This window comes from Arsukibacterium indicum (assembly GCF_019100565.1).
In the GTDB taxonomy this organism is placed as follows: Bacteria; Pseudomonadota; Gammaproteobacteria; order Enterobacterales; family Alteromonadaceae; genus Alishewanella; species Alishewanella indicum.
Genome location: NZ_JAHRID010000001.1, coordinates 350,690 through 375,323, shown reverse-complemented (window position 1 = coordinate 375,323; position 24,634 = coordinate 350,690). Strand labels below are relative to the sequence as shown.

The following is a 24,634-nucleotide window of genomic DNA, read 5'->3' as shown; positions in this document are numbered from 1 at the left end:
GCCAATGTTCAGAAGGGCTAGCTGGAACTGGTTTAGTCAGCTGTATATCGCTTTTGCCGGCATTGTGATTATTCCGGTGTACATTAAGCATTTTGGCGCAGAAGTGTATGGCCTGATTGCCTTTATGTTGACATTGCAAATGTTAATGTCATTGCTGGATGTCGGTTTCTCAGCCTCATTGTCGCGGGAAACCAGCAGATACAGGGCCCAGGCGACAGATAGTCTCTTTTTTCATTCATTTCTTAGTATTGTTTTAAAAGTATTCCTGTTTGCTGGTGTGATAATCGCGGCAGCGATTTTTTTTGCAGCATCATTTCTGGCGACGCAGTGGCTGGATGTCAACATGCTGGATATCGAAGTGGTTACTTACCTGTTGCAGGTTACAGCGGGCATTATTTTTCTGCGTTGGCTGGCAATTTATTTTCGTTCAGTCATTTTCGGCTATGAAGACATTATATGGCTGGCTAAATTTACGACAGTTGTTGCAACATTACGTTTTGTCGCAGTTGTACCGTTAATTCTGTATTGGGAAATTGATGTTGAAATTTATTTTTATCATCAGTTTGCGGTGCAATTGTTCGAACTGACAGTTTTGGTGTTTCGCAAACGTAAAATTATTCCACCTGTTGCAAACATGAAATTTATAGCAGTATCGGATGCTTCTTTTAAGGCACCAATCAGATTTACCCTGGCGGCAGGTGGCGCTACCATTTTGTGGCTGCTGATTTCACAGGCAGATAAGTTTTTTGCGTCAACTTTCCTCAGTCTGGCTGATTATGGCTATTTTCATGTTGCTGTAATGGCTGCTGGCATGATTACCCTGATTACCGCGCCTCTTGTGCAGGTGATGCAACCGCGAGTGACAACACTGCTGGCAACTGGCAATCACGATGCTGCAATTTCCATTGTCAAAGGCTTGTTCGATTTTATGGCGGTTATTGCACTGTGTACCGTGCTCATTGTCTATGTTTTTGGTTTCAGCCTGTTAACCGCCTGGTATGGTGAGCCGGGGTTTGCAGAACGCACTTTCAACGTGTTTCTTGTGTATAGCATGGCGACCGCAACGCTGGCAGTAAATTCCTGTTCATTTATTATCGACTATGCGTCAGGTAAAATAAGGTTGCGTAACTACTGTAGCCTGGTAATGCTGGTAACGTTGCTGATTGCCTATCCCATTACGTTTTATTATTTTTCTGCAATGGGTGCTGCGTTTACCTGGTTAATTATTAATATAGCGTATTTTATCATTGCTCAGCCGCTACTGCTGGCGCAGCACGATAAAGCTGTTTATTCTGGGGTAGTTCGTAATACAATATTGCCCCGCATGGCTCTCTGTGCAGCTTTGGTATTGCTGTTTTATGCTTTCGACTTACCCGAAAGGTTGCTGGATGTTGCCGGCAGGGCAACTATTTTTCTGCTGGCAGGTTTCAGCTGGTTAATACTTATCGTTATTTTCCTCCTGGCTAAAACCGAGCCAAGAGCATTGTTATTGAACAAAATAAGTGGTTTTTATGAGCGTACCTAAAATTAGCGTGTGTATAGTGACTTATAACCAGGTGAACTATATACAAAAATGTGTTGAGAGTATTTTACAACAACAGGTAAATTGTGATTTCGAAGTCATTGTTGGTGATGATGCCTCAACCGATGGTACCCGTGATGTGTTGCTTCAGCTGCAGCAACAATACCCAACCCAGCTGAAGCTGGTTTTACACGATAAAAATGTCGGCCCCATCAATAACTATTTTTCAGTGCACAACCAGGCTCAGGGCGAATTTGTAAGTCATCTGGATGGCGATGACTATGCGTTGCCCGGTAAATTGCAGGTTTTGAAAGACTTTTTAGAAGAGAATGATGACTGCCGGATAGTTTGGCACCGCATGGTGATTTTGAATGAAAAAGGGCAGACTGCAGTAGGTATGCCGCTGGTACCTTTGAAGCAAAGTACTGGCCTGGACAAGTTTTACCTGAAAGATCTGGCAAAATTTTACAGTATGACGGGTTGTCATTCGGGTAGCATGTATCGCCGGGCAGCCAAGAAGCTAACTGGTTACGATAAGCCGACAATTGATTATTATATAACGTTAACCTTTGTACAAGACGGCGGCTATGCAGCCTACATTGACGAGCCTTATGGCGTGTATCGGTTTTTTAAACAAGATAAAACACTTACCCGTCAAAAAGGTAATATGTATGTGGGGTTGGCCAAACTCGATTTTATCGAACACATGCTTAGTCAGGGGATACCGCTTAATCGCGAATTTGCAGCACAAACACTGTTCGAATTATTTGTGCGCAGTTATTTACGCTATCCACTGAAATGGCGCTTTTTTAAACTTTTCCTCCGCTGCAGAGCTTTACCAAGGTTTTCTGACCTTAAATTACTATGGACAGTGTTTAACAACAGCCGGAATACTTCGAAACAGAAAGCCTTTCTAAAAGGTTATTCCGGCAAGATATAGCCGGTAAAGGATAATAGTTAATGTGCGGATTTGCCGGTATTCTGGCTGAACAACAGACGTTAGCGGTACGGCCTGATTTACTGCAGGCTATGGGCGATAGTATCGTGCATCGGGGGCCTGACGATCAGGGTATTTATACTTCAGCGGATAACACAATTGGTTTGGTGCACCGCCGTCTGGCTATTCTGGATTTATCCGAAGCTGGCCATCAACCTATGGCTTCAGTCGAACAGCGTTACGTTATTGCTTTTAACGGCGAAATATATAATCACCTGACACTAAGGCGTGAACTGGAACAGCAATTTGGTAGCCAATGGCGTGGCCATTCTGATACCGAAACCTTATTAGAAGGGATAAGGTGCTGGGGTATTGAGCAAACCCTGCAGCGCTGTGCCGGAATGTTTGCTTTTGCGTTATGGGATACTGAGCAACAGCGCCTGACTTTAGCCCGTGATCGGGCAGGTGAAAAACCCTTATATTATGGTTTTTGTAACGGGGTATTTTTATTCGGCTCTGAACTTAAAGCACTTAAGCAGCATCCGGCATTTGACAACCGAATTAGTATGCCGTCAGTTGCCTTAATGCTGAGGTATAAATATATTCCGGCGCCTCATACCGTTTATCAGCATATTCAGAAGCTGCCACCAGGTTGCATACTGACATTAAGCGGTAAGGATACATGTCATACAATTGAAATAAACACCTACTGGTCATTTCCTGATGCTGCTCAGCGTACCAGCAGCAACTTGTTCGAAGGTTCTGACCAGGAAGCCGTGGCGGCACTTGAAGCACAACTTAAACTGTCGGTCAGAGAACAAATGCTGGCCGATGTGCCGCTGGGTGCCTTTTTATCTGGTGGCACCGATTCATCGCTAATCGCAGCGTTAATGCAGGCGCAGTCCTCCAAACCAGTAAAAACGTTTACCGTTGGTTTTCATGTACCTGAGTATAACGAAGCGGAGCATGCTAAAGCCGTTGCCACCCATTTAGGCACCGACCACACTGAAGTCTATGTCGATGAGCAAGATGCCTTAAACGTAGTGCCGTCGTTAGCTCACATGTATGATGAGCCACTCGGCGACAGCTCACAAATTCCTACTTACCTGATTGCCAAAGAGGCCAAAAAACACGTTACCGTGGCACTGTCAGGCGATGGCGGTGACGAATTATTTGGCGGCTATAGCCGCTATTTCCGGGCGACAAAATTTGCCCGAAAATTATCAGCGGTACCCACACCAACGTTTAGTTTGCTGAAGAAATGCCAGCCGCTATTTCATGCTGATATCTGGCAGGATCTGGACCATGCTGTTGGCTTGCAGACAAAAGGTACCTTATCTCACTCGTTTGCCAGAGTTGCTGAGCTGGCAGAACTGAGTAATTTTTCCGGTATATACCGGCATGTTGTGTCTAATTCCAAGCACCCGGCCCTACTTCTTAAAAATGTAACCGAACCGGAAAATTTGCTAAGTCATCCGCACCATATATCCAATGTAGATGAGCAGTTTAACTGGATGATGCTGGCTGACAGTCAAAGCTATTTGCCAGATGATGTGCTGGTAAAAGTGGACAGGGCAGCGATGGCCACATCGCTGGAAACCCGGGTGCCCATGCTAGACCATCGATTTATTGAGCTTGCACTACAAATGCCATTACGTCACAAAGTGAGAGACGGCCAGGGCAAATGGGCATTAAAGCAAATTTTATATAAACATGTACCCAGAGGACTACTGGATAGACCTAAAAAAGGGTTCGGTGTCCCTATTGACCATTGGTTAAGGGGGCCTTTAAAAAGCTGGGCTGAGGCACTGTTAGACGAAAGCAGGCTGAAACAACAAGGTTTATTCAATGTGAAACTGGTACGAAAGTATTGGCGTGAGCATTTATCAGGGGCTCGGGATTGGCAGTATTTACTTTGGAATCTGTTGACCTTTCAAAGTTGGCTTGAGCAGCAATAGTCGGGATGTTGAATGAATAATATAACAGCTGATAAAAGTCCGCGTTGTTGCTTTGTCCTTAGTTCACTCACCGGTGGCGGTGCTGAAGGGGTCTGTGTCACCGTAGCCAGTGGCCTGGCCGGGCAGGGGATGGATGTTGAACTTGTAGTCTTAAACATGCAGAGAGCTGTTTACCAGGACAGATTGTCAGAAAAGGTGCGGCAAACCAGCCTTAATGTCAGCAATGCCCGTTATTCTTTTTTACCGCTAATAAAGCACTTAAGAAAAACTAAACCCGATAAAGTAATTGTTTTTAATTATGAGTTGGCAGTGGTCATGGTATTGATAAGGCCATTTTTAGGCTTTGATTTTCAGCTGATTGCCCGAAATATTAATACCATTTCCGCCAGTCTGGATCCAAAATCATCCTCTGTTAAAACACGGGTACTACGCGCATTGCTGCAGCGTTTGTACAGTAAAACTGATCATATTATTAACCAATGTCGGGGTATGAAGCAGGATTTGCTGAATACTATGAACATATCTGAGTCGCGGACCAGTGTAATCTATAACCCGGTAAACCAGCTTGTTGAGCAGCAAGCAGCCAGTTCTTCCAATATTAGTGGTTCCGAATGCGCTTATATATTGTGTATTGGTCGGCTGGAACAGCAAAAAGCCTTTGATTTAGCGATTGAAGCTTTTGCATTGTTCTCGGTAACAAATCCTCAGTATCGTCTGAAAATTGCAGGGCAAGGTGCACTTGAGGCTGAGTTAAAAACCATCGCACAAAGCCTGGGCGTAGCCGGTAAGGTTGATTTTGTTGGCTTCCAGGCAGATACAGTGCAATATTATCGTGATGCAAAGTTTACCTTGCTAACATCGTTATACGAAGGATTTCCCAATGTGCTGGTGGAGTCGATAACGCTGGGAACGCCAGTTGTTTCGGTTAATTGTCCTTCCGGCCCTGATGAAATAGTAGAACATGATATTAATGGCTATCTGGTTAACAGCCGCACGGCTGAATCGGTAGCAGAGGCCATGCAAGCTGCTGCAGTAAAAAGTTGGAATCATCAGCGGATACAGGATACGGCCAAACGATTTTCCCGCCGTAACATTCTTAATACCTGGCGTACATTTCTTTGTGAAAACAAGGTGTAATTGAATGACGGATTCTCAGCTGATTGCAAACTCAGGTACTGTACTATCCGGGTATGATATTTTACATACTGACCATACGGATAATGGCAATGCCACAGCTGTTGTAGTTCGGGGTAATGTGCAATGTTAAGCCTGAGAAAAGATGATTTTACATTACAGAACAACACGCTGGCTGAGGCTACACGTAACTACAAAATTTATTGCTTCATTTTTGCTCTGCTGTACGCGGCAATACTTGCCTCTTTTCCCGTTGATGTATTTCTAGACAGGGAAAATTACTTAACCTTTGCAGAGTTCTCCATCGTTATACTGGCCAGAAATGCTGCAAATGGCGTTTTGGCCGCACTGATGAACGAACCGGTCTGGTTAGGCATTAATATTATTTTAAATTCTGTATTCAGCCCTGAAGCCACTGTCAGAATATTGATTGGTGTGCCAGCATTTACAGTCTGTTATCTGGTGCTCAGATTCAACAGCAAGTTTTTCGTGTTCCTAATCCTTATCGTATTAATGCCGCAGGTAATTAAAAACCATATTATCCACTTGCGGCAGGGCGTAGCGATCGCCATTTTTATGTATGCATGGTTTTGCCAACGTCCACTCCTAAAGTATTTTCTGTATGCGATTGCGCCCTTTGTTCACTCAAGCTTTTTCTTTGTACTGCTGATCTTATTGGTGTCTCATTTGTTGGCAAACTTCCGGTTTGGAGCAGATTTGAGAATACTTACTTATTCTCTGATGGGAGCTGCAGTCGGCGGAACGGTTTTTTCATTAGCTTCGATACTGGGCGCCAGACAAGCTGAGAGCGAGTCTTATGTTCAGTATGAGGTGTCAGGCCTGGGCTTTATCTTTTGGGTTTTCGTTTTGTTTATTTTTGTGATGCAAGGTAAGACTTTTTTAAGAAATAACAGCTTTGTGGTGGGAACCCTGATATTTTATGTATCATGCTACTTTTTACTACCAGTTTCCGGACGAATATTTGAAAGTACCATTGTCTTACTGTTTCTCGCCTCTCTCGCACTAACCCAGTGGCGTAAAATCGCCTTTTACATGTCCTTAATGTTCTACACAATTTTGCTTTGGCTAATGAAATCTCAATTGCCGCTGATGGGCTATGGAGTTACTGATCTATGAAACACGTTATCCACCTGATAACCGGTTTGGGCAATGGCGGCGCAGAGGGCGCGCTATACCGGCTTATTGAAAACGACAAATCGTCTAAACATATTGTTTTTTCCATGACCTCTGGTGGTAAATACGTAGAGAAGCTGCAAAAAATTGGTGTTGAAGTTACCTGTCTTAATATTAAAGGCTTAATCAGCTTTATCAGCGGGCTGTTTGCATTGAGGCGGGCTGAGCGACGGGTCAAGCCTGTGGCCTTTCAATCCTGGATGTATCACGCTGATTTAATGATATCTGTTTATGCATTGCTGTTTTTTAAGAGAAATGTTTTCTGGTCAATACGTCATTCAACATTCGAAAAGGCTGTAACACCATTGTCTATTCGGGTAATAGTAAAAATTTGCGCTTTTTTATCATCTTTTGTTCCACGTAAAATTATCTGTTGTTCTGAGAACGCTAAAGCTATCCATATTGAAAAGGGCTATAAGGGATCTAAGTTTGAATTTGTCGCAAATGGTTATAACTTTGCCAGGCTGACATTTAGTGAGGCAAAGAGATTGGAATTCCGAGCCAGCTTAGGAATGCAGGATAATGATTTTCTGATTGGTAATGTTGCCCGTTGGCATCCTCAAAAAGATCATCAGAGTTTGCTAAGCGCTTTTTCGCAATTCGCAGCGGGTAAAGATAACGTTTATCTTATACTCGTTGGCAGAGACATGACCGGTGATAACGCAACATTGCATAAGCTGATAACTACTTATCAGGTAGAAAAAAAGGTAATACTTTATGGTGAGTCTGACGATATTCCTGGTGTGATGAGCGGTATCGACTTGCATGTTATGTCCAGTTCATATGGCGAAGCCTTTCCTAACGTGGTGGTTGAAGCGATGGCTTGTGAAACGCCTGTTATCGTTACTGACGTGGGTGATGCAGCGGCAATAGTAGGCGAGCATGGTATCGTCACTAAGCCTGAAAATGTTCAGCAGCTAAGTGCAGCAATGGCCCAAATGTTTAAAAAGTCAGCTGATAAAGCCAGCTGGTCAACGTTAGGCAGGGACTCAAAGCTTTGGGTAACACAAGAGTTTGATATCAGTAAAATGATAAACCGCTTCGCTGCAATATGGTCAGGGCCGAATTAATATGGGTATTCAATTATTTTGCAGCGCTGGCAACCAATGTTTATTGATGCTGCAAACCTGGAAGACCCTATGACGGAACTTAAAAAGCGATTGCTGTATATCGTTAACGTAGACTGGTTTTTTATTTCTCACCGGCTACCCATCGCATTGGCAGCGCAACAGGAAGGGTATGATGTTCATCTTGCCTGTAATTTTACTGATAAGGCTGAGTATTTACAGTCGCTCGGTTTTACCTTGCATCAGTTAGACTTGTCGCGAAGCGGTACTGGCATTTTCTCAGAGATATTTGCGTTTCAGGGGATTTTCTCCATGTTACGCAAGGTGAGGCCAGATATAGTTCATCTGGTAACAATTAAACCGGTTATTTATGGTGGCATAGCCAGTCGGTTACTTAGAATAAAACAACGAGTGGCTTCTATTTCCGGGTTAGGATATATTTTTATCGCCAGAGGTCTGCGAGCCAGCCTGCTGCGTTCAGCAGTGTCATTGCTGTATCGCTTTGCTTTACATACCCCAAACACCAAAGTTATTTTTCAGAATCCTGACGATAAACAGCTGTTATTAAAGCAAGGTATTATAGAGCCGTCACAGGTTGTAATGATCCGGGGCTCTGGTGTTAATTTGTCCCAGTATCATGTTGCACCTGAGCCAACAACTATTCCGGTAATTATGCTGGTAGCACGGTTGTTATATGACAAAGGCGTTTTAGAGTTTGTCGAAGCGGCTCGCCAGCTGAAGGCACAAACTATACCCATTCGCATGGTACTGGTCGGAGATACTGATGAAGGCAATCCGAAATCGGTATCTGTGTCCGATATTGCTGGCTGGGTGCAGGAAGGAATAGTTGAACACTGGGGTTATCAGAAAGATATAAATGCCACTATGGCGCAGGCCAACGTGATTGTATTACCTTCTTATCGTGAAGGATTACCCAAAAGTCTTATTGAGGCAGCGGCTTGTGGCCGGGCCGTTATTACCACTGATGTACCTGGTTGTCGTGACGCAATAACGCCAGATGTAACAGGGTTACTGGTGCCGGTTAAAAATGCTTCTGCTATAGCCAGCGCCATTGTAGAACTGGTCAAAAACGAGTCAATGCGCAGGCAAATGGGTGTCGCCAGCAGGCAGCTTGCTGAACAGGCATTTGATATTAACTCTGTTATTTCAACGCATCTGGGCTTGTATCGGGGCAACAAGCCTAAAATGGTATTTGTAGTTAATATTGCGAAGTTTTTCCTGTCGCATTGGTTACCCGAAGCCAAGGAAGCGCAGCGCAGAGGCTACGATGTTCATGTTGCGACAATGGCCGGCCCTGAAATACCTCATATTACTGCAACAGGACTAAGCCATCACGTCATACCGTTAAGCCGCAGTGGTAAGAACGTATTCTCAGAATTTAGATCGTTTTTCTATCTGTTAAAATTGTTTCGCCATCTTCAGCCGGAACTTGTTCATTTGATGACCATTAAGCCGGTTATTTATGGCGGTCTGGCTGCACGATTAACTAATGTGCCTGGGGTATTGGCGGTCGTCACCGGTTTAGGTTACGTTTTTATTCATCATGGCATCAGGGCAATTTTAGTTCGTGGCCTGGTCAGTTTTTTATATAAAAGGGTTTTTGCTCATCCAAATTTACTGGCCGTTTTTGAAAATGACTCTGATATGCAAAGCTTCCTGGCGTCGGATATCGTCGTACCAGAAAAGGCACGGATTATTAATGGCGCCGGGGTTGATCTGGACAGGTACCATGTGGTTCCGGAGCCGGCAGATAGCTTTACCGTAATCTTTGCTGCCCGCTTATTAAAAGACAAAGGTTTTATGGAGTTTGTTGCTGCCGCACGGTTATTGAAGCTGAAGTACCCGGATATCCGTTTTTGGGTGGCCGGTGACACCGATGAAGGTAATCCGGCATCTATTTCCCCAAAGCTTATTCAGCAACTGGAAGATGAGAAACTGGTCGAGTTTCTGGGGTTCAGGGACGACATTCCACAGGTTTTTGCCAAAAGTAATCTGGTTGTATTGCCCTCATACCGGGAAGGTTTACCTAAAGTGTTAATTGAGGCCGCGGCATGTGGCCGGGCAATCATTACCACTGATGTACCAGGTTGCCGGCATGCTATTATCGATGGCGAAACCGGTTTGCTGGTGCCGGTAAAGCAAGTGCAGCCATTGGCTGACGCTATTGAATCTTTATATCTGAATAAAACATTACGTGGTCAGATGGCAGCAAATGGCCGTAAACTCGCCTTGCAAAAATATAACATTGACCATACCGTCTCTGCTTATTTTGAGCTTTATGCTGAACTCACGCCAGAAACAGTAAAAGATTAAATTAAAAACTTATGTTTTGTCGGTGTATTTATTTTTTAAGCCGTGTTGCGTTAAAAATAATTTGGGGTTTCGGTAAATGTGTGGTTTTACAGGCTTTTTTCAAAATAAGGTTTTTCCTGCCAACGCAGAACACATTCTGCAGCAAATGGGTGAGGCGATTCATACCCGAGGGCCAGACAGTTCTGACGTTTGGTTTGACGCTGACGCTGGCATAGGTTTGGCCCATCGTCGTCTGGCGATTATCGATTTGTCAGCAGCGGGTCAGCAGCCTATGCACTCTGCCTGTGGCCGTTATGTTATTGCCTACAACGGCGAGATATACAATCATCTGGATATTCGTGCAGAGCTGGCCGGGTTGCAATCTGATTTAACCTGGTCTGGTCATTCCGATACTGAAACTTTGCTGGCAGCAATAGTCCAATGGGGCGTAAAAGCGGCGTTGCAGCGCTGTGTCGGCATGTTCGCTTTTGCACTTTGGGACAAGCAAACCGAATGTCTGCAGTTAGTTCGGGATCGGCTAGGCGAAAAACCGCTCTATTACGGCTGGCAGAACAACAGTTTTTTATTTGGTTCCGAACTTAAGGCATTGCAAGCTCATCCTGATTTTTCAGCAGAGATCAATCGTGACGCATTGTGCCTGTTATTACGGCATAACTATATTCCTGCGCCCCACTGTATTTACCAGCAATTATTCAAATTACAGCCCGGAACTATTCTGACACTTTCTGCCAGGACACCTAAGATTGATATATCAGCTTATTGGTCTGCACTCGACAGCCGGAATAGCGAAAAATTGCAGTCGCAGTCGGAACAGCAATATCTTGACGAACTGGAGCGGGTATTAACCCTGGCAGTAAAGCGACAAATGATAGCTGATGTACCGTTGGGGGCATTTTTATCTGGCGGGATTGATTCCTCTTTAATTGTCGCCTTAATGCAGCAGCAATCAGACGCGCCCATTCAGACTTTTTCGGTTGGATTTACCCAAAAGCAATATGATGAAGCGGTGTTTGCAAAAGCAGTAGCAAATCACTTAGGAACTAAGCATCGGGAACTGTATGTTTCAGAACAGGATATACTGGATGTTGTGCCCAGGCTGGCGGATATTTACGATGAACCCTTTGCTGATTCCTCTCAGCTACCTACTTTTCTGGTTTGTCAGATGGCGCGCAGCCAGGTAACCGTCGCATTGAGTGGTGATGCCGGCGACGAGCTATTTTGTGGTTATAGCCGGTATTATGCGGCATTAAAATTATGGCAGCGTATCCGGCGTCTGCCATTTTTTCTGCGTCGCGTTGCAGCGAGTACAATTAATAGCGTACCGGTAAACTGGTTAAATGCGTTGACGCCGTTAATTCCAGGCCGTTTTAACATTAAGCTTTTGGGTGATAAGTTGCATAAAGCTGCGCTGTTGCTCAGTGCCGATAGCTTCGATGCCTTATACCTGAAGCTGATATCTCATACTTCAACGCCACAGCAATTTGTCCTGGGAGCGACAGAACCTGATACATTACTACGTCAGGCCAGGGCAACAATTAGTTCGTCGAATCCGCTGGAGCGGGCGATGGCATTTGATACCGTATCATATCTGCCAGACGATATTCTGGTAAAAGTAGACCGGGCAGCAATGGCATGCTCGCTGGAGACCCGAGTGCCAATGCTGGATCATCAGGTTTATGAGTTTGCAGCTAAGACACCGTTAGATCTGAAAGTCAGACATAAAACATCGAAATGGGCGTTGCGTAAGATACTATACCGTTATGTTCCGCCAGACCTGATAGAACGCCCCAAGCAAGGTTTTGCTGTACCCCTCGCCGAATGGCTACGCGGCCCCCTTAAAAGTTGGGCCAGCGATTTGTTGTCGCCATCCTTATTAGCGCAACAAGGCTTTTTTGACGCCTCTCTGGTTGATAAGCTATGGCAGGAGCACCTGACTGGAGTTCGTAACTGGCACGGCATTTTATGGAGTATTTTAATTTTTCAACTGTGGTACCAGAAATATCACTCAAAAGAAACACATTAATCAGGAGCTAAGTTTGCTGTTCACTTGAAACTGAATTTGCGTAAGCACGTTATTATTAATACAGTAGCGCCCTTTTGAACAGAGCATAAAACCAACAGCAGACAGAATAAATGAGTAAACCAAATATTTTAATAACCGGCGCTAACGGCTTTGTCGGCGGTGGAGTATTAGCCAGGGTAGTTAAAGCTGGTTTTAATGCTGTCAGTGTCAGCCGAAAAGTAGCCGCCATGCCAGCTGCGGTTAAACAGTTCCAGATTGCTGCACTGAATAGCGCTACTCCCTGGCAACAGGTAATAACTGACTGTCAGATTGATGTAATTGTTCATGCAGCTGCCAGAGTACACCAGATGGCAGACGACGCCGCCAACCCGCTGGCAGCTTTTCGCGCCGTGAACACTGAAGGCACATTAAACCTGGCGCGTCAGGCAGCAGAGTCAGGGGTAAAACGCTTTATATTTATCAGTTCAGTGAAGGTTAATGGCGAAAAGACCATAACCGGCAAACCATTTTCTGCTGGTCAGCCGGTCTCTCCACAAGATGCGTATGGTTTGTCTAAAGCTGAGGCTGAGCAGCAGTTGATGCAACTGGCAAAAGAAACAAAAATGGAAATCGTCATTATCCGACCGCCGCTGGTCTATGGCTATGGGGTAAAAGCCAATTTTGCGGCAATGCTTAACTTAGCAAAAAAGAATTTGCCGTTACCACTTGGCGCAATAGATAATAGGCGCAGCCTGGTAGCACTTGATAATCTTGTCGATCTTGTTGTGACCTGCATCGACCATCCCAAAGCGGCCAATCAGATATTTTTAGTCAGTGATGATCGGGATGTTTCAACGACCGAATTATTAAAACTGATGACCTGCGCTGCAGGTAAGAAGCCCAGGTTATTGCCGGTGCCAGTCAGCTGGTTGCGGTTAGCAGGTAAACTGACTGGTAAACAGGCGGTAATAGATCGGCTGTGTGGCAATTTACAGCTTGATATTGAGCATACCAAAGCAACCTTGAACTGGACGCCGCCGATTTCGGTGGAAGAGGGGATTAAGCGTTGTTTTATGAATGAGGATCTATGTTAATTCGTTTATTAGATATTATATTTGCTTTTTTCGGCTTGTTGTTTGGTTTGCCGGTGCTGATAATTCTTACAGTTATTGGCTTGTTTGATACCGGCTCGCCGATATTTCGTCAGGTTCGGGTTGGCCGGCATAAAAAGCCTTTTACCCTGGTAAAATTCCGCACTATGCGACCAGACACTGCCCATGTGGCCAGCCATCTGGCCAGTAGCAGCGCCATAACACCTTTTGGTGGCTTTTTACGCCGAACTAAACTGGATGAGTTACCCCAGCTGTGGAACGTATTAAAGGGTGACATGAGCCTGGTTGGGCCAAGGCCATGTTTATTTAACCAGCAGGAATTAATAGACGAACGCGAGCAGCGTGGCGTATTAAATGCCCGGCCCGGTATTACCGGCCTGGCTCAGGTAAATGATATTGATATGTCGACACCTTTATTACTGGCCGAAACCGACGCAAAAATGCTGCAAAACATGACATTGGCTAGCTACTTTAAATTTATCCTGATGACAGTGGCCGGTAAGGGCAGTGGCGACAGGGTTAAAAAAGGTTAATTACAATTGTATCTGGGAATATCTGAATGAATTTTCTTGTCACCGGCGCCGCCGGTTTTATTGGCTCTGCTGTATGTGCACGTTTACTGACTTCGGGTCATACGGTTACCGGTATTGATAACCTTAACGACTATTACGATGTACAACTTAAACGTGACCGTCTTGCTCCTTTACAAACCGAAGCCGGCTTTAATTTTGTCGAGCTGGACCTTGCCGACCGTGAAGGGATTGCTGCGCTGTTTGCCACAGCGCAATTTCAGCGGGTTATTCATCTGGGGGCTCAGGCTGGTGTCAGGTATTCACTGGAAAACCCGATGGCGTATGCCGATAGCAACGTGATAGGTACCCTGACTATACTGGAAGGCTGCCGCCGACATAAAATAGAGCATCTGGTTTATGCTTCATCGAGCTCGGTGTATGGCATGAACAGTAAAATGCCTTTTAGCACCAGCGATCGGGTCGACCACCCGGTATCGTTGTACGCTGCAACCAAAAAAGCCAATGAGCTAATGGCCCATACCTACAGCCATTTGTATGGTATACCGACAACCGGGTTGCGCTTTTTTACCGTTTACGGCCCCTGGGGCCGGCCCGATATGGCACCTTTTTTGTTTACCAAAGCCATTCTGGCTGACCAGCCAATTAAAGTGTTTAATCATGGCCAGATGATGCGCGACTTCACCTATATTGATGACATCGTAGAGGGAATACTGCGCATTCAGGATAAGCCACCTGTCGCTAATCCCCAGTGGCAAAGTAGTGATGCCTCGGCCAGTTTTGCTCCCTATAAAATATTTAATATTGGTAATAACCAGCCAGTAAAACTGATGACCTTTATCGAAGCCATCGAAAAAGCTACCGGCAAAACGGCCATTAAAGAGTATTACCCAATGCAGGATGGTGATGTACCTGCCACCTATGCCGATATTGATGATTTACAAGCCGCAGTAGGGTTTAAACCGGCAATGCCAATAGAGCAGGGCATGCAGCAGTTCGTAAACTGGTATCGCGATTATTATCAATGCTAAGGCCCAGCCGGGTAGTCAGGCCGGCTGGTGCGAGCCTGTTGTTGGGAGTATTAACGTAAAATATGGCCATGCCAGAGCAGTTGCCGCTAGTTACGGTATATATTGCAACCCATAACCGCCCCGGGCTACTGGCGAGGGCGGTTGGCAGCTGTCTGGCGCAAACTTATCCTCATATTGAAATTATTGTGGTGGATGACGGTTCTGCACCGGCGCATGCGCAGCAGAATCAGCAGTTGCTGCAGCAATTCCCAGAAGTAATCTATCGATATTTACCAAAGAGCAGTGGCGCGCCTGTTGCCAGAAATACGGCTATTGAGCTTGCCCGAGGCCAATTTATCACTGGTCTTGATGATGACGACGAGTTTATGCCACAGCGGATCAGTGAATTGGTGCAACAGTGGCATCGCCACCCCGGCTGCGCGTTCTTATGTACCGGTTATACCGTTATTAATGAGCAACAGCGACGGTTCTGTTTTGCCCGGCGCCCCAGAGTCATCAGTTATCAGCAGCTGTTGTTTGCCAATCTGGTCGGTAACCAGATTTTTACCCTGACAAGCTCTTTGCAAACGATTAATGGCTTTGATCCGGACATGCCCAGTTGCCAGGATTATGACACCTGGTTACGGCTCGCTGCGGCCTTTGGTGATGGCTACCGAATTAAAAGTTGCAGCTACATTTTACATCAGGATCATCAGTCGGAACGTATTTCCGGCTCGAGCCGGCGTGAAAGCGGCTACCAATTATTGCTTGAAAAACACCGCAGGTTCATGAATCAGGCGCAACTGGCAAGTCATCAGGTAAATCAGGCAATTTTCAATAACAACGCCTTTCCGTGGCGGGCATTTGTTCGCTTGCCATTGAGTCAGCGTTTGCGGGTGGTTAAAGTCCTTGTTAGCCAAAGACTGGGTAAGCTGGCACTGTTAATTAACAGGGTTATAAGATGAAATCACTGTGTTTTGTTCATCAATCCAAAGCCCAGCTGCCGGAGTTACAGGCTTACACCGATTATTTCCGCCCCCGCTATCACGTGGAGGTCAGCAATCCGGCTGCCGATTTATCTGGCTATGATATTGTCTGGTTTTTTATGGGGTTTTCCCGCTACCAGCCCCAGCCTGGTCAGTTTATCGTCCATGAGTACGCCTCTTTATCAACCCCACCGTTGGCCCGCGTTAAAGATCTGATAAAACGGCAACTTAATGCCACACCTGATTTGCGGGTATTTCAGAATAAAACACAAAGCAGGCTGATGCGTTTTAACGATGCTGTGCCAGAGCGCTTTCGTGATATGGGGATTGCCGGTCATTTTAAGCAGCAGCTTGATGCCGGGAAAAAGTGCGATCTGATCTATGCCGGCTCTATGGATAAAAGCCGCAGGCTGGAACACGCACTGGATGTTGTGTTAAAACTGCGCCCCCATACCAGTATCTGGCTGGTAGGTCAGCCATCCGTCTATTTACAACAGCGATATCAGCGTTATGCCAATGTCCGGTTTATGGGGCCAGTACCTAACAGCCAGATACCCGCTTTGCTGAATCAGGCACGGTTTGGTCTCAATTATCTGCCGGATGTCTATCCTTACCACTTTCAAACCTCGACCAAACTGCTGGAATACGCTGCTTGTGGTTTGCCGGTTATTGGCAATAAAAACAGTTGGGTAACTGACTTTCTGAACCAGCACCCTTTGCAGTATCATGACTTGCAACAGCTTACCGCCTGGCCTCAGCCACAAGCGGCTGATATCAGTGATCAAAGCCGGCAAGCCTGGCGCTGGCAACAACGAATAGCCGATGCCGGTTTTGAAACTATTTTGCCCGGCTAGCGTCTGATGTCTTTTAGTGTAACCTTGCTCAGTCTATGGCCGTACGGTAATATGCCGCAGCATTTACAGTAAGATATTTTCAACACAGGATAATCCATGAAGCTTAAGAAAGTTCGCGGTTTCACGCTGATAGAGCTGTTAATCGTCATTGTTATTGTTGGTTTGCTGGCGTCTTTAGTGGCACCGGAAATGTTCTCAAAAGTGGACTCATCAAGAATTAAAACGGCAAAAGCCCAGATGGAATTACTGGAAACCTCACTCAATACCTACCGTTTAGATATCGGGCGATATCCGACAACGCTGGATGAACTGGTTAAAAGCGATCATAAAAACTGGGATGGCCCTTATTTACCAAAAGAAGTGCCGCTTGACCCCTGGGGCAACCCTTATGTTTATACTAGTGCTACTGAAGGCAGTACCAGTTTTAATCTGATGTCGTACGGCAGGGATGGCCGTGCGGGCGGCGAGGGCGACGACGCGGATATCGTTCATAAATGAGTAATCTTGCTCAGTTGCTGCAGTCGTTTGGTGTCAGTGTTGCTGATGTAGAAAAGGCATCTGCGTTTCAGCGTAAATATGGCGGTCAGCTGGAACACATTCTGGTTAGTATGGGCAGTTTATCTTCAGAAACCCTGCCAGATTTTTACGCTAAGCTTTTGTCGTTGCCTACCCTTAATGATGAACATATCAGCGACTGGACATTACCTGAGCAAGCAAAGACAATGCCGGTGGCCTCATTAACAGAGAAAGGCTGGATGCCTTTCGCTCTTGACGGGACTGAATGGAAATTTGTTACCATTGCCCCGTTGAATAAAGATGCTCAGGAAATCGTCACCGCACTCGGGGTAGATTGCAAACTGGTTATGGCCAGTGCTGAGCAGTTTAATAAGTTAGCTGCGATGAGCCAGCAGCAGGAAGATACCGCACGCTCAGACGAGTTGACCTCGGTGGAAGAGGCCCGCTTGCGGGAGCTGGCGTCAGAGGCGCCTACCGTAAACCTGCTAAATGCTCTGATTACTAAAGCATTGCGCCAGCGCGCCTCAGATATGCACATAGAGCCATCACAAGGTAGGGGCAAAGTGCGGTTCAGGATTGATGGTGTGCTACAGGATATAGATACGATCCCCGCCGCTTTGGTATTGCCAGTGACCACCCGGCTCAAAATCCTCAGTAATATGGATATTGCTGAAAAGCGCAGACCGCAGGATGGCAAAATTGAAATGCGGATTGGTGGTATTGAACTTGATATCCGGGTTTCGGCATTGCCGCTGAATGACGGTGAAAGTGTGGTGATGCGATTTTTACGCAAGGATGCCATCCGTTACGATATGGAAGTGCTTGGTATTGCTGCTGACATTGAACAAAAAATTCTGCAGGACATCAAAACCACGGCGGGTGTGGTGCTGTTGACTGGCCCGACTGGCTCAGGTAAGACAACCAGTTTGTATACCTTTTTAAATAAATTAAACACCCCCGGCGTGAAGATTATTACCCTTGAAGATCCGGTTGAGTACCAGCTTGATGGCATAAATCAGGTGCAGGTGCAGTCCGATATCGGTTTTGATTTTGCCGCAGGTCTGCGTAGTATTGTACGGCAGGATCCAGACATTATTATGCTCGGTGAAATCCGCGATAAAGAAACGGCTGCCATTGCTATGCAGTCGGCATTAACAGGTCATCTGGTTTTTTCTACCGTGCACACTAACGATGCGCCAAGTGCTTACACCCGTTTGCTTGATTTAGGCGTTGAGGAGTTTTTACTCAATGCTGCCCTGGTGTCTATAGTCGCGCAGCGCCTGGTTCGCAGACTGTGCCCTGACTGTGCAATACCAGCAGAAGATGCAACCGCACTTAGCGAGCGTTACCAATTGCAGCAATATGCAACCGCATTAAATCATGGCCAGATAAACCTGTTTCAGGCGGCAGGGTGTGAGCGTTGCAACCATACGGGTTACAAGGGAAGGTTAGCAATAATCGAATACTTGCGATGTACGGATGAAATTAAAGCGATCCCAAAAGATCAGAACTTTATTCAGCTGGCCCGCGCTCAGAACCGGAAGCATGGTGGCAGAACGCTACTTGAAGATGGTTTGCTAAAAGCATTACAAGGCACAACAACAATTGAAGAAGTATTAAGGGTTGCCGGATAATGGCAGTGTTTGAATACAGCGGTTTTGATAAGTCAGGAGCCCGGGTGACGGGCTCAGTTGAGGCTGCTACTGCAGAATCTGCGCAGCAGATCCTCCGCCAGCAGGGGATCTTGTTAAAGTCGGTTGCGCCTGAAAAACCATTGCAAGCTGACGCGATGTTCGGCTCAGGCAGGGTGGATCTGGCTGATATTGAATTTTTAACGGCAGAATTGTCACTGCTGCTTGATTCCGGCCTGAAAATTGATAAAGGCATCGATTTGTTAAAGTCGGCTAATAAGAAACCGGCGTTAGCGAAGTTGCTGAATAAAATCAGTACAGAACTTCGCAGTGGTAAACAGTTATCACAGGTACTTGCCGGCTTTAATGATTTATTTGATCCACTCTATATCAACCTGATAAGTATTGGCGAAAAAACAGGGCGGTTGGCAGCTATTTTCCGGCAATTAGCGGAAGATTTGGCTTTTAAACGTGACTTGCAGAAGAAAATATCCCAGGCATTAACCTATCCTGCGGTAATTCTTTTTGTTTGTGTTGCCTCTGTATTGTTTATCTTTAATTACGTTGTGCCAAATATGGCCACGATGTTTGAAAGACAACAGGATTTACCATTTTACACCGTGATGTTGTTGTCATCTTCAGCCTGGTTGCAGCAATACCAGTTACTGTTGTTCGGCGCAATTGCGCTTAGCATTTTTCTGCTGTTTTACTATCGGAAAAATAAAGTGTTACAGCAGCGCTGGCAATGGCTGGCTATTCGCTTGCCACTGTTTAAGCCGGCCATTTTGCTGGTAGAACGTATCCGCTTTAATGGTGGTCTGGCGATGATGCTTGATGCCGGAGTTGCTATCGATCAGGCGCTGGAGCTGGCAAACGGCAATATCAAACATAGTGAACTGCGAGCTGAAATGCAGATTGCTATTAGTAAAATCAAGCGTGGCGATCAGCTATCAGTGGCATTACGGCAAACCCGTTTATTTCCGGATTTTTTTGCATCTTTGCTCAGTGTCGGTGAGGAAAGTGGCGAGCTGGCGCGGATATTTAAAGAAATAGCCCAGCGCAGTCAGCGCCAGTTTACTGACTGGGTCTCCCGTTTTACCAGTTTACTGGAGCCATTACTTATCCTGGTAATGGGCGGCATCGTCGGCGGGGTGGTGGTTATTATGATGCTGAGCATCACCTCTGCTACCGATGTGGGTTTATAAGCCGTTATGAACTGCAGGCAACCGGCAGGTTTCACGCTTATCGAGTTACTCGTGGTTATTACTATTATGACCACGATGCTGAGCCTGGTGGCACCGCTAATGATAGAACAAGTTGATAAGGCAAAAGCGGCAGCAGAATATCAGCAACTTGAGCAATATCTGGCAGACAGTGCAAAAGTCGCCTTTTTAAAAGGCCAGGCCGTGCGTTTCGGCTTCGATGGCAAACAACTGATCCGTTATGTTGGTGAAGATAAAACAGAGCTGAATTTTGAGTTTTTGTTTTTCCCTCAGCAGGCCCTTATGATTAATGCTAACGGTTATGCAAATGCAACGCATATTAAGGTGTTAAAGAGAAAAACAGAGCAACAGCTTGAGCTGGCGGAGCGGCTGTGAAGCACTGTCGCGGGCTTACGCTGGTTGAAGTATTAATCGCAGCCGTTATTTTGTTCGCTGCGCTGAGTTTAAGCGCGGTGACTATCCAGACGTTGCGCCAAAGCAGTGCTCAGGCCGGCAAAGTAATTAAAACGCTGCAGCCCGCCAGGATGATTGCGCTGACAATTCAGCAGCAAATCCGTACTAACCCACAGGACACGCTGTCTGGTAGCGGTTCACTGGAGAATGTCAGCTTTCAGTGGCAGGCTGTTGTCATCAGAACTGGCTCTGCGCCGCCGCGCTTTGATGCCGGTACTGTGTCCTCCGGCGCCGATTCTATCGAGCGTTTCCGGCTATATCAGGTGGAACTGCAACTGAGTTTCGATGGGCGGACAGAACAATTGCAATTTAAGGAGCTGGCATGGCTGCCTCCGGCTTTTTAAAACGCGGTTTTACCTTAGTGGAGCTGCTGATTGCCATGAGTATTATGCTCGGCATGTTAGTGCTGGCGGCCACCGCATATCAGCTTTACACCGATTCGTGGCGACGTGATCTTTCAAATATTGAACGTGCTTACCAGAATTACCGCAATAATGAATTACTGCTCGATGCCATGCAGGCTATCTTGCCAATGGCGGTAACCGATCAGGGCAACCGGGCTTTTTATTTTCTGGGGCGTGAGGAGGGGTTTACCGCCGTTACTTATTCGCCGATTTTCAATATCGGCTATCCCGCCGTTATCCGGGTATTTAGGGAAGCGAATGCTGATGGCACATTTCAACTGGTATACGAAGAGGCTTCATTGCAGCATACTGTGCTGAAAAGTGCCGATCAAACGCTACCCTTCAACAAACGCCGGATTATATCGACCGATTTATCTGAGCTTAGTTTCAGCTATTATGGCTGGGAAAGCATTGAGGTCAGAATGGCAGCCATGGCTAATATCGATGTTAGTTTAACGGCGCAAGCGCAGTGGTTTGACGAGTATGATGCGCTGAGGCGCCGGTTACATCCGCAAAAAATCAAAATTGTAATGGCTGACTTTACGTTAGAGTTTGCGGTAGCTGATCGTTCACGCTTAAATATTTCCCGTGAAGAATTAGAGAATCCGCTATGAAACACGCTTTCTCATCGCAACGAGGCATAGCGTTAATTCAGGTGTTGCTGCTAAGTGTGTTGCTTAGTGTCATTCTGATGTCGATGAATTATCAGGCCCGCCAGCATATCAGACTGGCAGAGGCCGTGCAGCAATATACTGCTGCGGCCATGGCCCTGCAAAGTGCCGAGGCCGAAATACTGTTCAGTATGTTAAGTCAGCAGCCTTACCAGCTTGAGCAGGGCATTCTGGCTGAGGCGCCTGACTGGAACTTTTATGGCACGCCTTTTATGTTTCACGGCGTTGAGCTGACAATTCACGACACGTCAGGCTTGCTTAACGCTGCGATGCCTAATGAAGCGTTGTTAGCACGTTTTACAGAACAACATGCAGGCTCACAGGCGCTCGGCAACCAAATCGCCGCAGCACTGGCTGACTGGCAGGACCGGGATAATACTCCCCGGCTTGACGGTGCTGAGCAGCCAGATTATTCCAACGTGACGGTACGCAACGGACCATTGCAGTACACTGAAGAGTTATTGTTCATTAAGGGTGTGACACCACAGTTATATGCTCAGTTAGCGCCTTTATTAAGTTTTTTTACCCAGGGCGTAAATGTTAATCAGCAGCCTGAAACATTGTGGCGATTGTACCTGCCAGAGAATCAGGTACAGGAGCTGAGCCGTTTGCGGCGAAGCGGCACGTTAACTGCAGAGTTATTTGAAAGCCTGACTGCGATGTCGATTGATGAATTTAGTCGCTTCAGCTTTGGCCCTGCCTACAGAATAGGCTTCACAGTCAAAAATGCCGATGTTAGACTAAGTCGCGAATTAACATTGCGCTTTATGCCTTATCAGCGGCAACCATTTGATATTTACGAATATCGTTTGCGTAACACTCCCACGGATATGTTGAATGCAGCATCGAATGATTGAGAATTACATTGTCCGGCCTTTACGCTGGTTGTTGCAGAACAATATCAGCTACTGGCATAGCGGGCTGCATCAGTTTCAGTACCGCAACGGCAGATATCAGCTGGTTGCAGCTGCAACTGCAAAGCCGGGCCGGATTATCATTGTCAGCCGGTTACACTATCAGGAATTTGTGCAGCAATATCCGGTGACCCAGTTAACTGAACTGAAACAAGTTCTGAAAACAGAGTTTCAGCATCAGGCCAATGTGCTGCATTTTATTGGTCCGGAAGACGGCCAAAGCCGCACGGTGTGCTCGGTGGTCATTTCTGATGAAATGGTAAAAAATGTCGATTTTAATTGCATTCTGATCCCTGAAACATTGCTGTTATGGCAGGCAATAAAAAACCGTAGCGTTGCGCCGGCGCCTGAAGTGTATCAGGTAACCGCTTTCACCGGCTATTTTTTGAATTGCGCTGCAGCGGTGCCTGTGTCGCAACGCATCAGTAATTTTTGCCCGGATTTCAGTAGTTTTACGCTAAATAATGGCGTGTCTGATGTCGCCCGTTGCGAAGTGGTGCCGGATGACAGGTATGCTGATTATCTGGTTAGCGCACTTGGCAAAACATTACCGTCACTGGCGAAGCTGGCATTATTTAAGCGTAACAAAGTAGCAGGCCGCGCTTTGCCTTTAAAAGCAATGACAGTTGCCGCTAGCGCTGTGGCAGTGATTTATATCGTGGCTGTTGCGGGCTATTATCAGTACGCGATTGATAAGCGTCAGCAGCAGATCAGTCAGTTAGGTACAGACGTAACACATTTGCTTGATTTACAGCAGCAACTTCAAACTACGGCAACTGATGCTGAAATACTGATACAACACCGTGCCGATAAGTTTTATAGTGCGCATTTGTGGCAGGTGCTTATCCCGCTGTTGCAACACGATTCCAGCCTGGCTCTGCAGAATATTACAACTGAAAACAGCCGGATAATATTGCGCGGCCAGGCCAATCAGGCAACGGCGGTACTAACAGCGCTGCAATCTTCAGCACTTATTGAAGAAGCCCGGTTTGATTCATCAGTGCGCCGGCAGCGTGACAAAGACATTTTTGTTATCAGTCTGCTAATGACACAGCAGCCAGTCGCTGCCGGCAGTACTTCAGAGGCTGCTGCTGTAGACTCTGTTGCAAGTCGTGAACAACCGGAGGCTGACCATGCTGCAAAATAAAATCGCGCTGATTAGCCTGGTTGTCGTACTGGTGGTTATAAAATTTGTATTGCTACCCCTGCAGCAGGTACAACAGGCGCAGCAGCAGCAATTAGCCGGCCTGAATAAGCGGCTGGAACGCTCACAGGCGTTGCTTGAACAGAAAGACCTGTTGCAACAGTGGCAGGCCACTCAACAGCAGCAAGTGCAGACATTGCTAAGCCCGTTTCCGGTTGTGGCAGGTTCTGGCCCGTATCGGTTAGCCTTGCAACAGCAATTACAGCAGCTTGCAGCTGAGCATAACGTCTCAGTGACGTTTTTTGATTGGCTCACTGATACTCCGCTTCAGGTATTTAATCTTCATCGGGGCAGAATTTCACTGCGGTTTGAAGGCGATGCCAGCAGGATAATGCAACTGCATTTGGCGCTGGAGCAGCAGTTTCCGCATGCCCTGTTACGAGATATCAGAGCAACCTGGCGCGGCGACCTGAACCGCAGTAGCCGGATTGAATTAAACCTGCTGCTTGAAGTAGATTACCGCTTGTCGGAGGCCGTATGACAAAGCAGAAAGCGGTTGGATTAACCGTCGTTGGCACAGCCTTACTTTGCATGGTTCATTTTGTTAATTCGGTATATATGGCAGGCGATTCCAGTCAGCGTGAACTTAATCAGTCTGCAATATCGCTGGCAGATAACGCTTTACCTTACAATGCTGATACACTGCTGCAGCTGATGGCGGCGTGGGCTCTGCCGGAAGAGCAGGCTGTGGCCACGGACATTGCGGCGGACAACCCATTGGCAGGCTATGATAACACCCGGCTTGGTAATACCAATATTGCACTACTGGCGATATATCAGCTGCAGCAGCCCACTGCAGTGTTAGCCTTACAAACAGATGGTCAACCGGTACAATATGTCCGGTTAATGGCGGGTGAAGAGGTCGGTGACATCCGGCTTAGTGGGGTCAGCCAACGGAACGTTACGATAGTAAGGGGCCCGCAGCAAGTTGAGTTGCGATTATTTAACCCGGTCTCAGCCTCTTCTGAGTATTAAAAC

General features: G+C 46.4%; 23 protein-coding genes. All 23 read left to right on the top strand.

The window, feature by feature from the left end:
- The first annotated feature begins 4 nt into the window (after window positions 1-4).
- Entirely contained in the window at window positions 5-1,525 is a 1,521-nt protein-coding gene (locus KQY15_RS01680) for a lipopolysaccharide biosynthesis protein (protein ID WP_217666656.1), read from the top strand.
- Window positions 1,512-2,462: a glycosyltransferase family 2 protein gene (locus tag KQY15_RS01675; protein WP_217666655.1), complete on the top strand. Its 951-nt coding sequence runs from the start codon at window positions 1,512-1,514 to the stop codon at window positions 2,460-2,462. Before KQY15_RS01680 ends, KQY15_RS01675 begins: the two co-directional genes overlap by 14 nt.
- A 20-nt stretch (window positions 2,463-2,482) precedes the next feature.
- Window positions 2,483-4,417 carry an asparagine synthase (glutamine-hydrolyzing) gene (asnB, locus tag KQY15_RS01670; RefSeq protein WP_217666654.1) on the top strand — a complete coding sequence of 645 codons (1,935 nt, stop codon included), beginning with the start codon at window positions 2,483-2,485 and terminating at the stop codon, window positions 4,415-4,417.
- 12 nt (window positions 4,418-4,429) lie between these two features.
- Entirely contained in the window at window positions 4,430-5,554 is a 1,125-nt protein-coding gene (locus KQY15_RS01665) for a glycosyltransferase (protein WP_217666653.1), read from the top strand.
- 123 nt (window positions 5,555-5,677) lie between these two features.
- Entirely contained in the window at window positions 5,678-6,688 is a 1,011-nt protein-coding gene (locus KQY15_RS01660; RefSeq protein WP_217666652.1) for an EpsG family protein, read from the top strand.
- Window positions 6,685-7,815 carry a glycosyltransferase gene (locus KQY15_RS01655; protein ID WP_217666651.1) on the top strand — a complete coding sequence of 377 codons (1,131 nt, stop codon included), beginning with the start codon at window positions 6,685-6,687 and terminating at the stop codon, window positions 7,813-7,815. Before KQY15_RS01660 ends, KQY15_RS01655 begins: the two co-directional genes overlap by 4 nt.
- A 69-nt stretch (window positions 7,816-7,884) precedes the next feature.
- On the top strand, window positions 7,885-10,146 hold the full coding sequence (locus KQY15_RS01650) for a glycosyltransferase family 4 protein (protein WP_217666650.1): 2,262 nt from the start codon (window positions 7,885-7,887) through the stop codon (window positions 10,144-10,146).
- 76 nt (window positions 10,147-10,222) lie between these two features.
- On the top strand, window positions 10,223-12,169 hold the full coding sequence (asnB, locus tag KQY15_RS01645) for an asparagine synthase (glutamine-hydrolyzing) (protein WP_217666649.1): 1,947 nt from the start codon (window positions 10,223-10,225) through the stop codon (window positions 12,167-12,169).
- Between the two features lie 110 nt (window positions 12,170-12,279).
- The gene (locus tag KQY15_RS01640) at window positions 12,280-13,242 is read left to right on the top strand and encodes a UDP-glucose 4-epimerase family protein (RefSeq protein ID WP_217666648.1); all 963 of its coding nucleotides are present in this window, start codon (window positions 12,280-12,282) and stop codon (window positions 13,240-13,242) included.
- Window positions 13,236-13,793, top strand: a complete 558-nt coding sequence (locus KQY15_RS01635; RefSeq protein WP_217666647.1) for a sugar transferase — start codon at window positions 13,236-13,238, stop codon at window positions 13,791-13,793. Before KQY15_RS01640 ends, KQY15_RS01635 begins: the two co-directional genes overlap by 7 nt.
- A gap of 26 nt (window positions 13,794-13,819) precedes the next feature.
- On the top strand, window positions 13,820-14,821 hold the full coding sequence (locus KQY15_RS01630) for an NAD-dependent epimerase (protein WP_217666646.1): 1,002 nt from the start codon (window positions 13,820-13,822) through the stop codon (window positions 14,819-14,821).
- Window positions 14,822-14,883: 62 nt separating this feature from the next.
- Entirely contained in the window at window positions 14,884-15,765 is an 882-nt protein-coding gene (locus tag KQY15_RS01625; protein WP_217666645.1) for a glycosyltransferase, read from the top strand.
- Window positions 15,762-16,640, top strand: a complete 879-nt coding sequence (locus tag KQY15_RS01620) for a glycosyltransferase family protein (protein WP_217666644.1) — start codon at window positions 15,762-15,764, stop codon at window positions 16,638-16,640. Before KQY15_RS01625 ends, KQY15_RS01620 begins: the two co-directional genes overlap by 4 nt.
- Before the next feature lie 96 nt (window positions 16,641-16,736).
- On the top strand, window positions 16,737-17,138 hold the full coding sequence (gene gspG, locus KQY15_RS01615) for a type II secretion system major pseudopilin GspG (RefSeq protein ID WP_217666643.1): 402 nt from the start codon (window positions 16,737-16,739) through the stop codon (window positions 17,136-17,138).
- Entirely contained in the window at window positions 17,135-18,790 is a 1,656-nt protein-coding gene (locus KQY15_RS01610; protein WP_217666642.1) for a GspE/PulE family protein, read from the top strand. The genes gspG and KQY15_RS01610 overlap by 4 nt, the downstream gene beginning before the upstream one ends.
- A complete protein-coding gene (locus KQY15_RS01605) occupies window positions 18,790-19,992 on the top strand; it encodes a type II secretion system F family protein (protein WP_217666641.1) in 1,203 nt (400 codons plus the stop codon). Before KQY15_RS01610 ends, KQY15_RS01605 begins: the two co-directional genes overlap by 1 nt.
- A gap of 6 nt (window positions 19,993-19,998) precedes the next feature.
- On the top strand, window positions 19,999-20,385 hold the full coding sequence (locus KQY15_RS01600) for a type II secretion system protein (protein ID WP_217666640.1): 387 nt from the start codon (window positions 19,999-20,001) through the stop codon (window positions 20,383-20,385).
- The gene (locus KQY15_RS01595; RefSeq protein ID WP_217666639.1) at window positions 20,382-20,807 is read left to right on the top strand and encodes a type IV pilus modification PilV family protein; all 426 of its coding nucleotides are present in this window, start codon (window positions 20,382-20,384) and stop codon (window positions 20,805-20,807) included. Before KQY15_RS01600 ends, KQY15_RS01595 begins: the two co-directional genes overlap by 4 nt.
- A complete protein-coding gene (locus KQY15_RS01590; protein ID WP_217666638.1) occupies window positions 20,786-21,481 on the top strand; it encodes a type II secretion system protein in 696 nt (231 codons plus the stop codon). The genes KQY15_RS01595 and KQY15_RS01590 overlap by 22 nt, the downstream gene beginning before the upstream one ends.
- Window positions 21,478-22,395, top strand: a complete 918-nt coding sequence (locus tag KQY15_RS01585) for a type II secretion system minor pseudopilin (RefSeq protein ID WP_217666637.1) — start codon at window positions 21,478-21,480, stop codon at window positions 22,393-22,395. Before KQY15_RS01590 ends, KQY15_RS01585 begins: the two co-directional genes overlap by 4 nt.
- Window positions 22,376-23,599: a hypothetical protein gene (locus KQY15_RS01580; protein WP_217666636.1), complete on the top strand. Its 1,224-nt coding sequence runs from the start codon at window positions 22,376-22,378 to the stop codon at window positions 23,597-23,599. Before KQY15_RS01585 ends, KQY15_RS01580 begins: the two co-directional genes overlap by 20 nt.
- Entirely contained in the window at window positions 23,586-24,137 is a 552-nt protein-coding gene (locus KQY15_RS01575) for a hypothetical protein (protein WP_217666635.1), read from the top strand. The genes KQY15_RS01580 and KQY15_RS01575 overlap by 14 nt, the downstream gene beginning before the upstream one ends.
- Entirely contained in the window at window positions 24,134-24,631 is a 498-nt protein-coding gene (locus tag KQY15_RS01570; protein WP_217666634.1) for a hypothetical protein, read from the top strand. The genes KQY15_RS01575 and KQY15_RS01570 overlap by 4 nt, the downstream gene beginning before the upstream one ends.
- The last annotated feature ends 3 nt before the right edge of the window (window positions 24,632-24,634 follow it).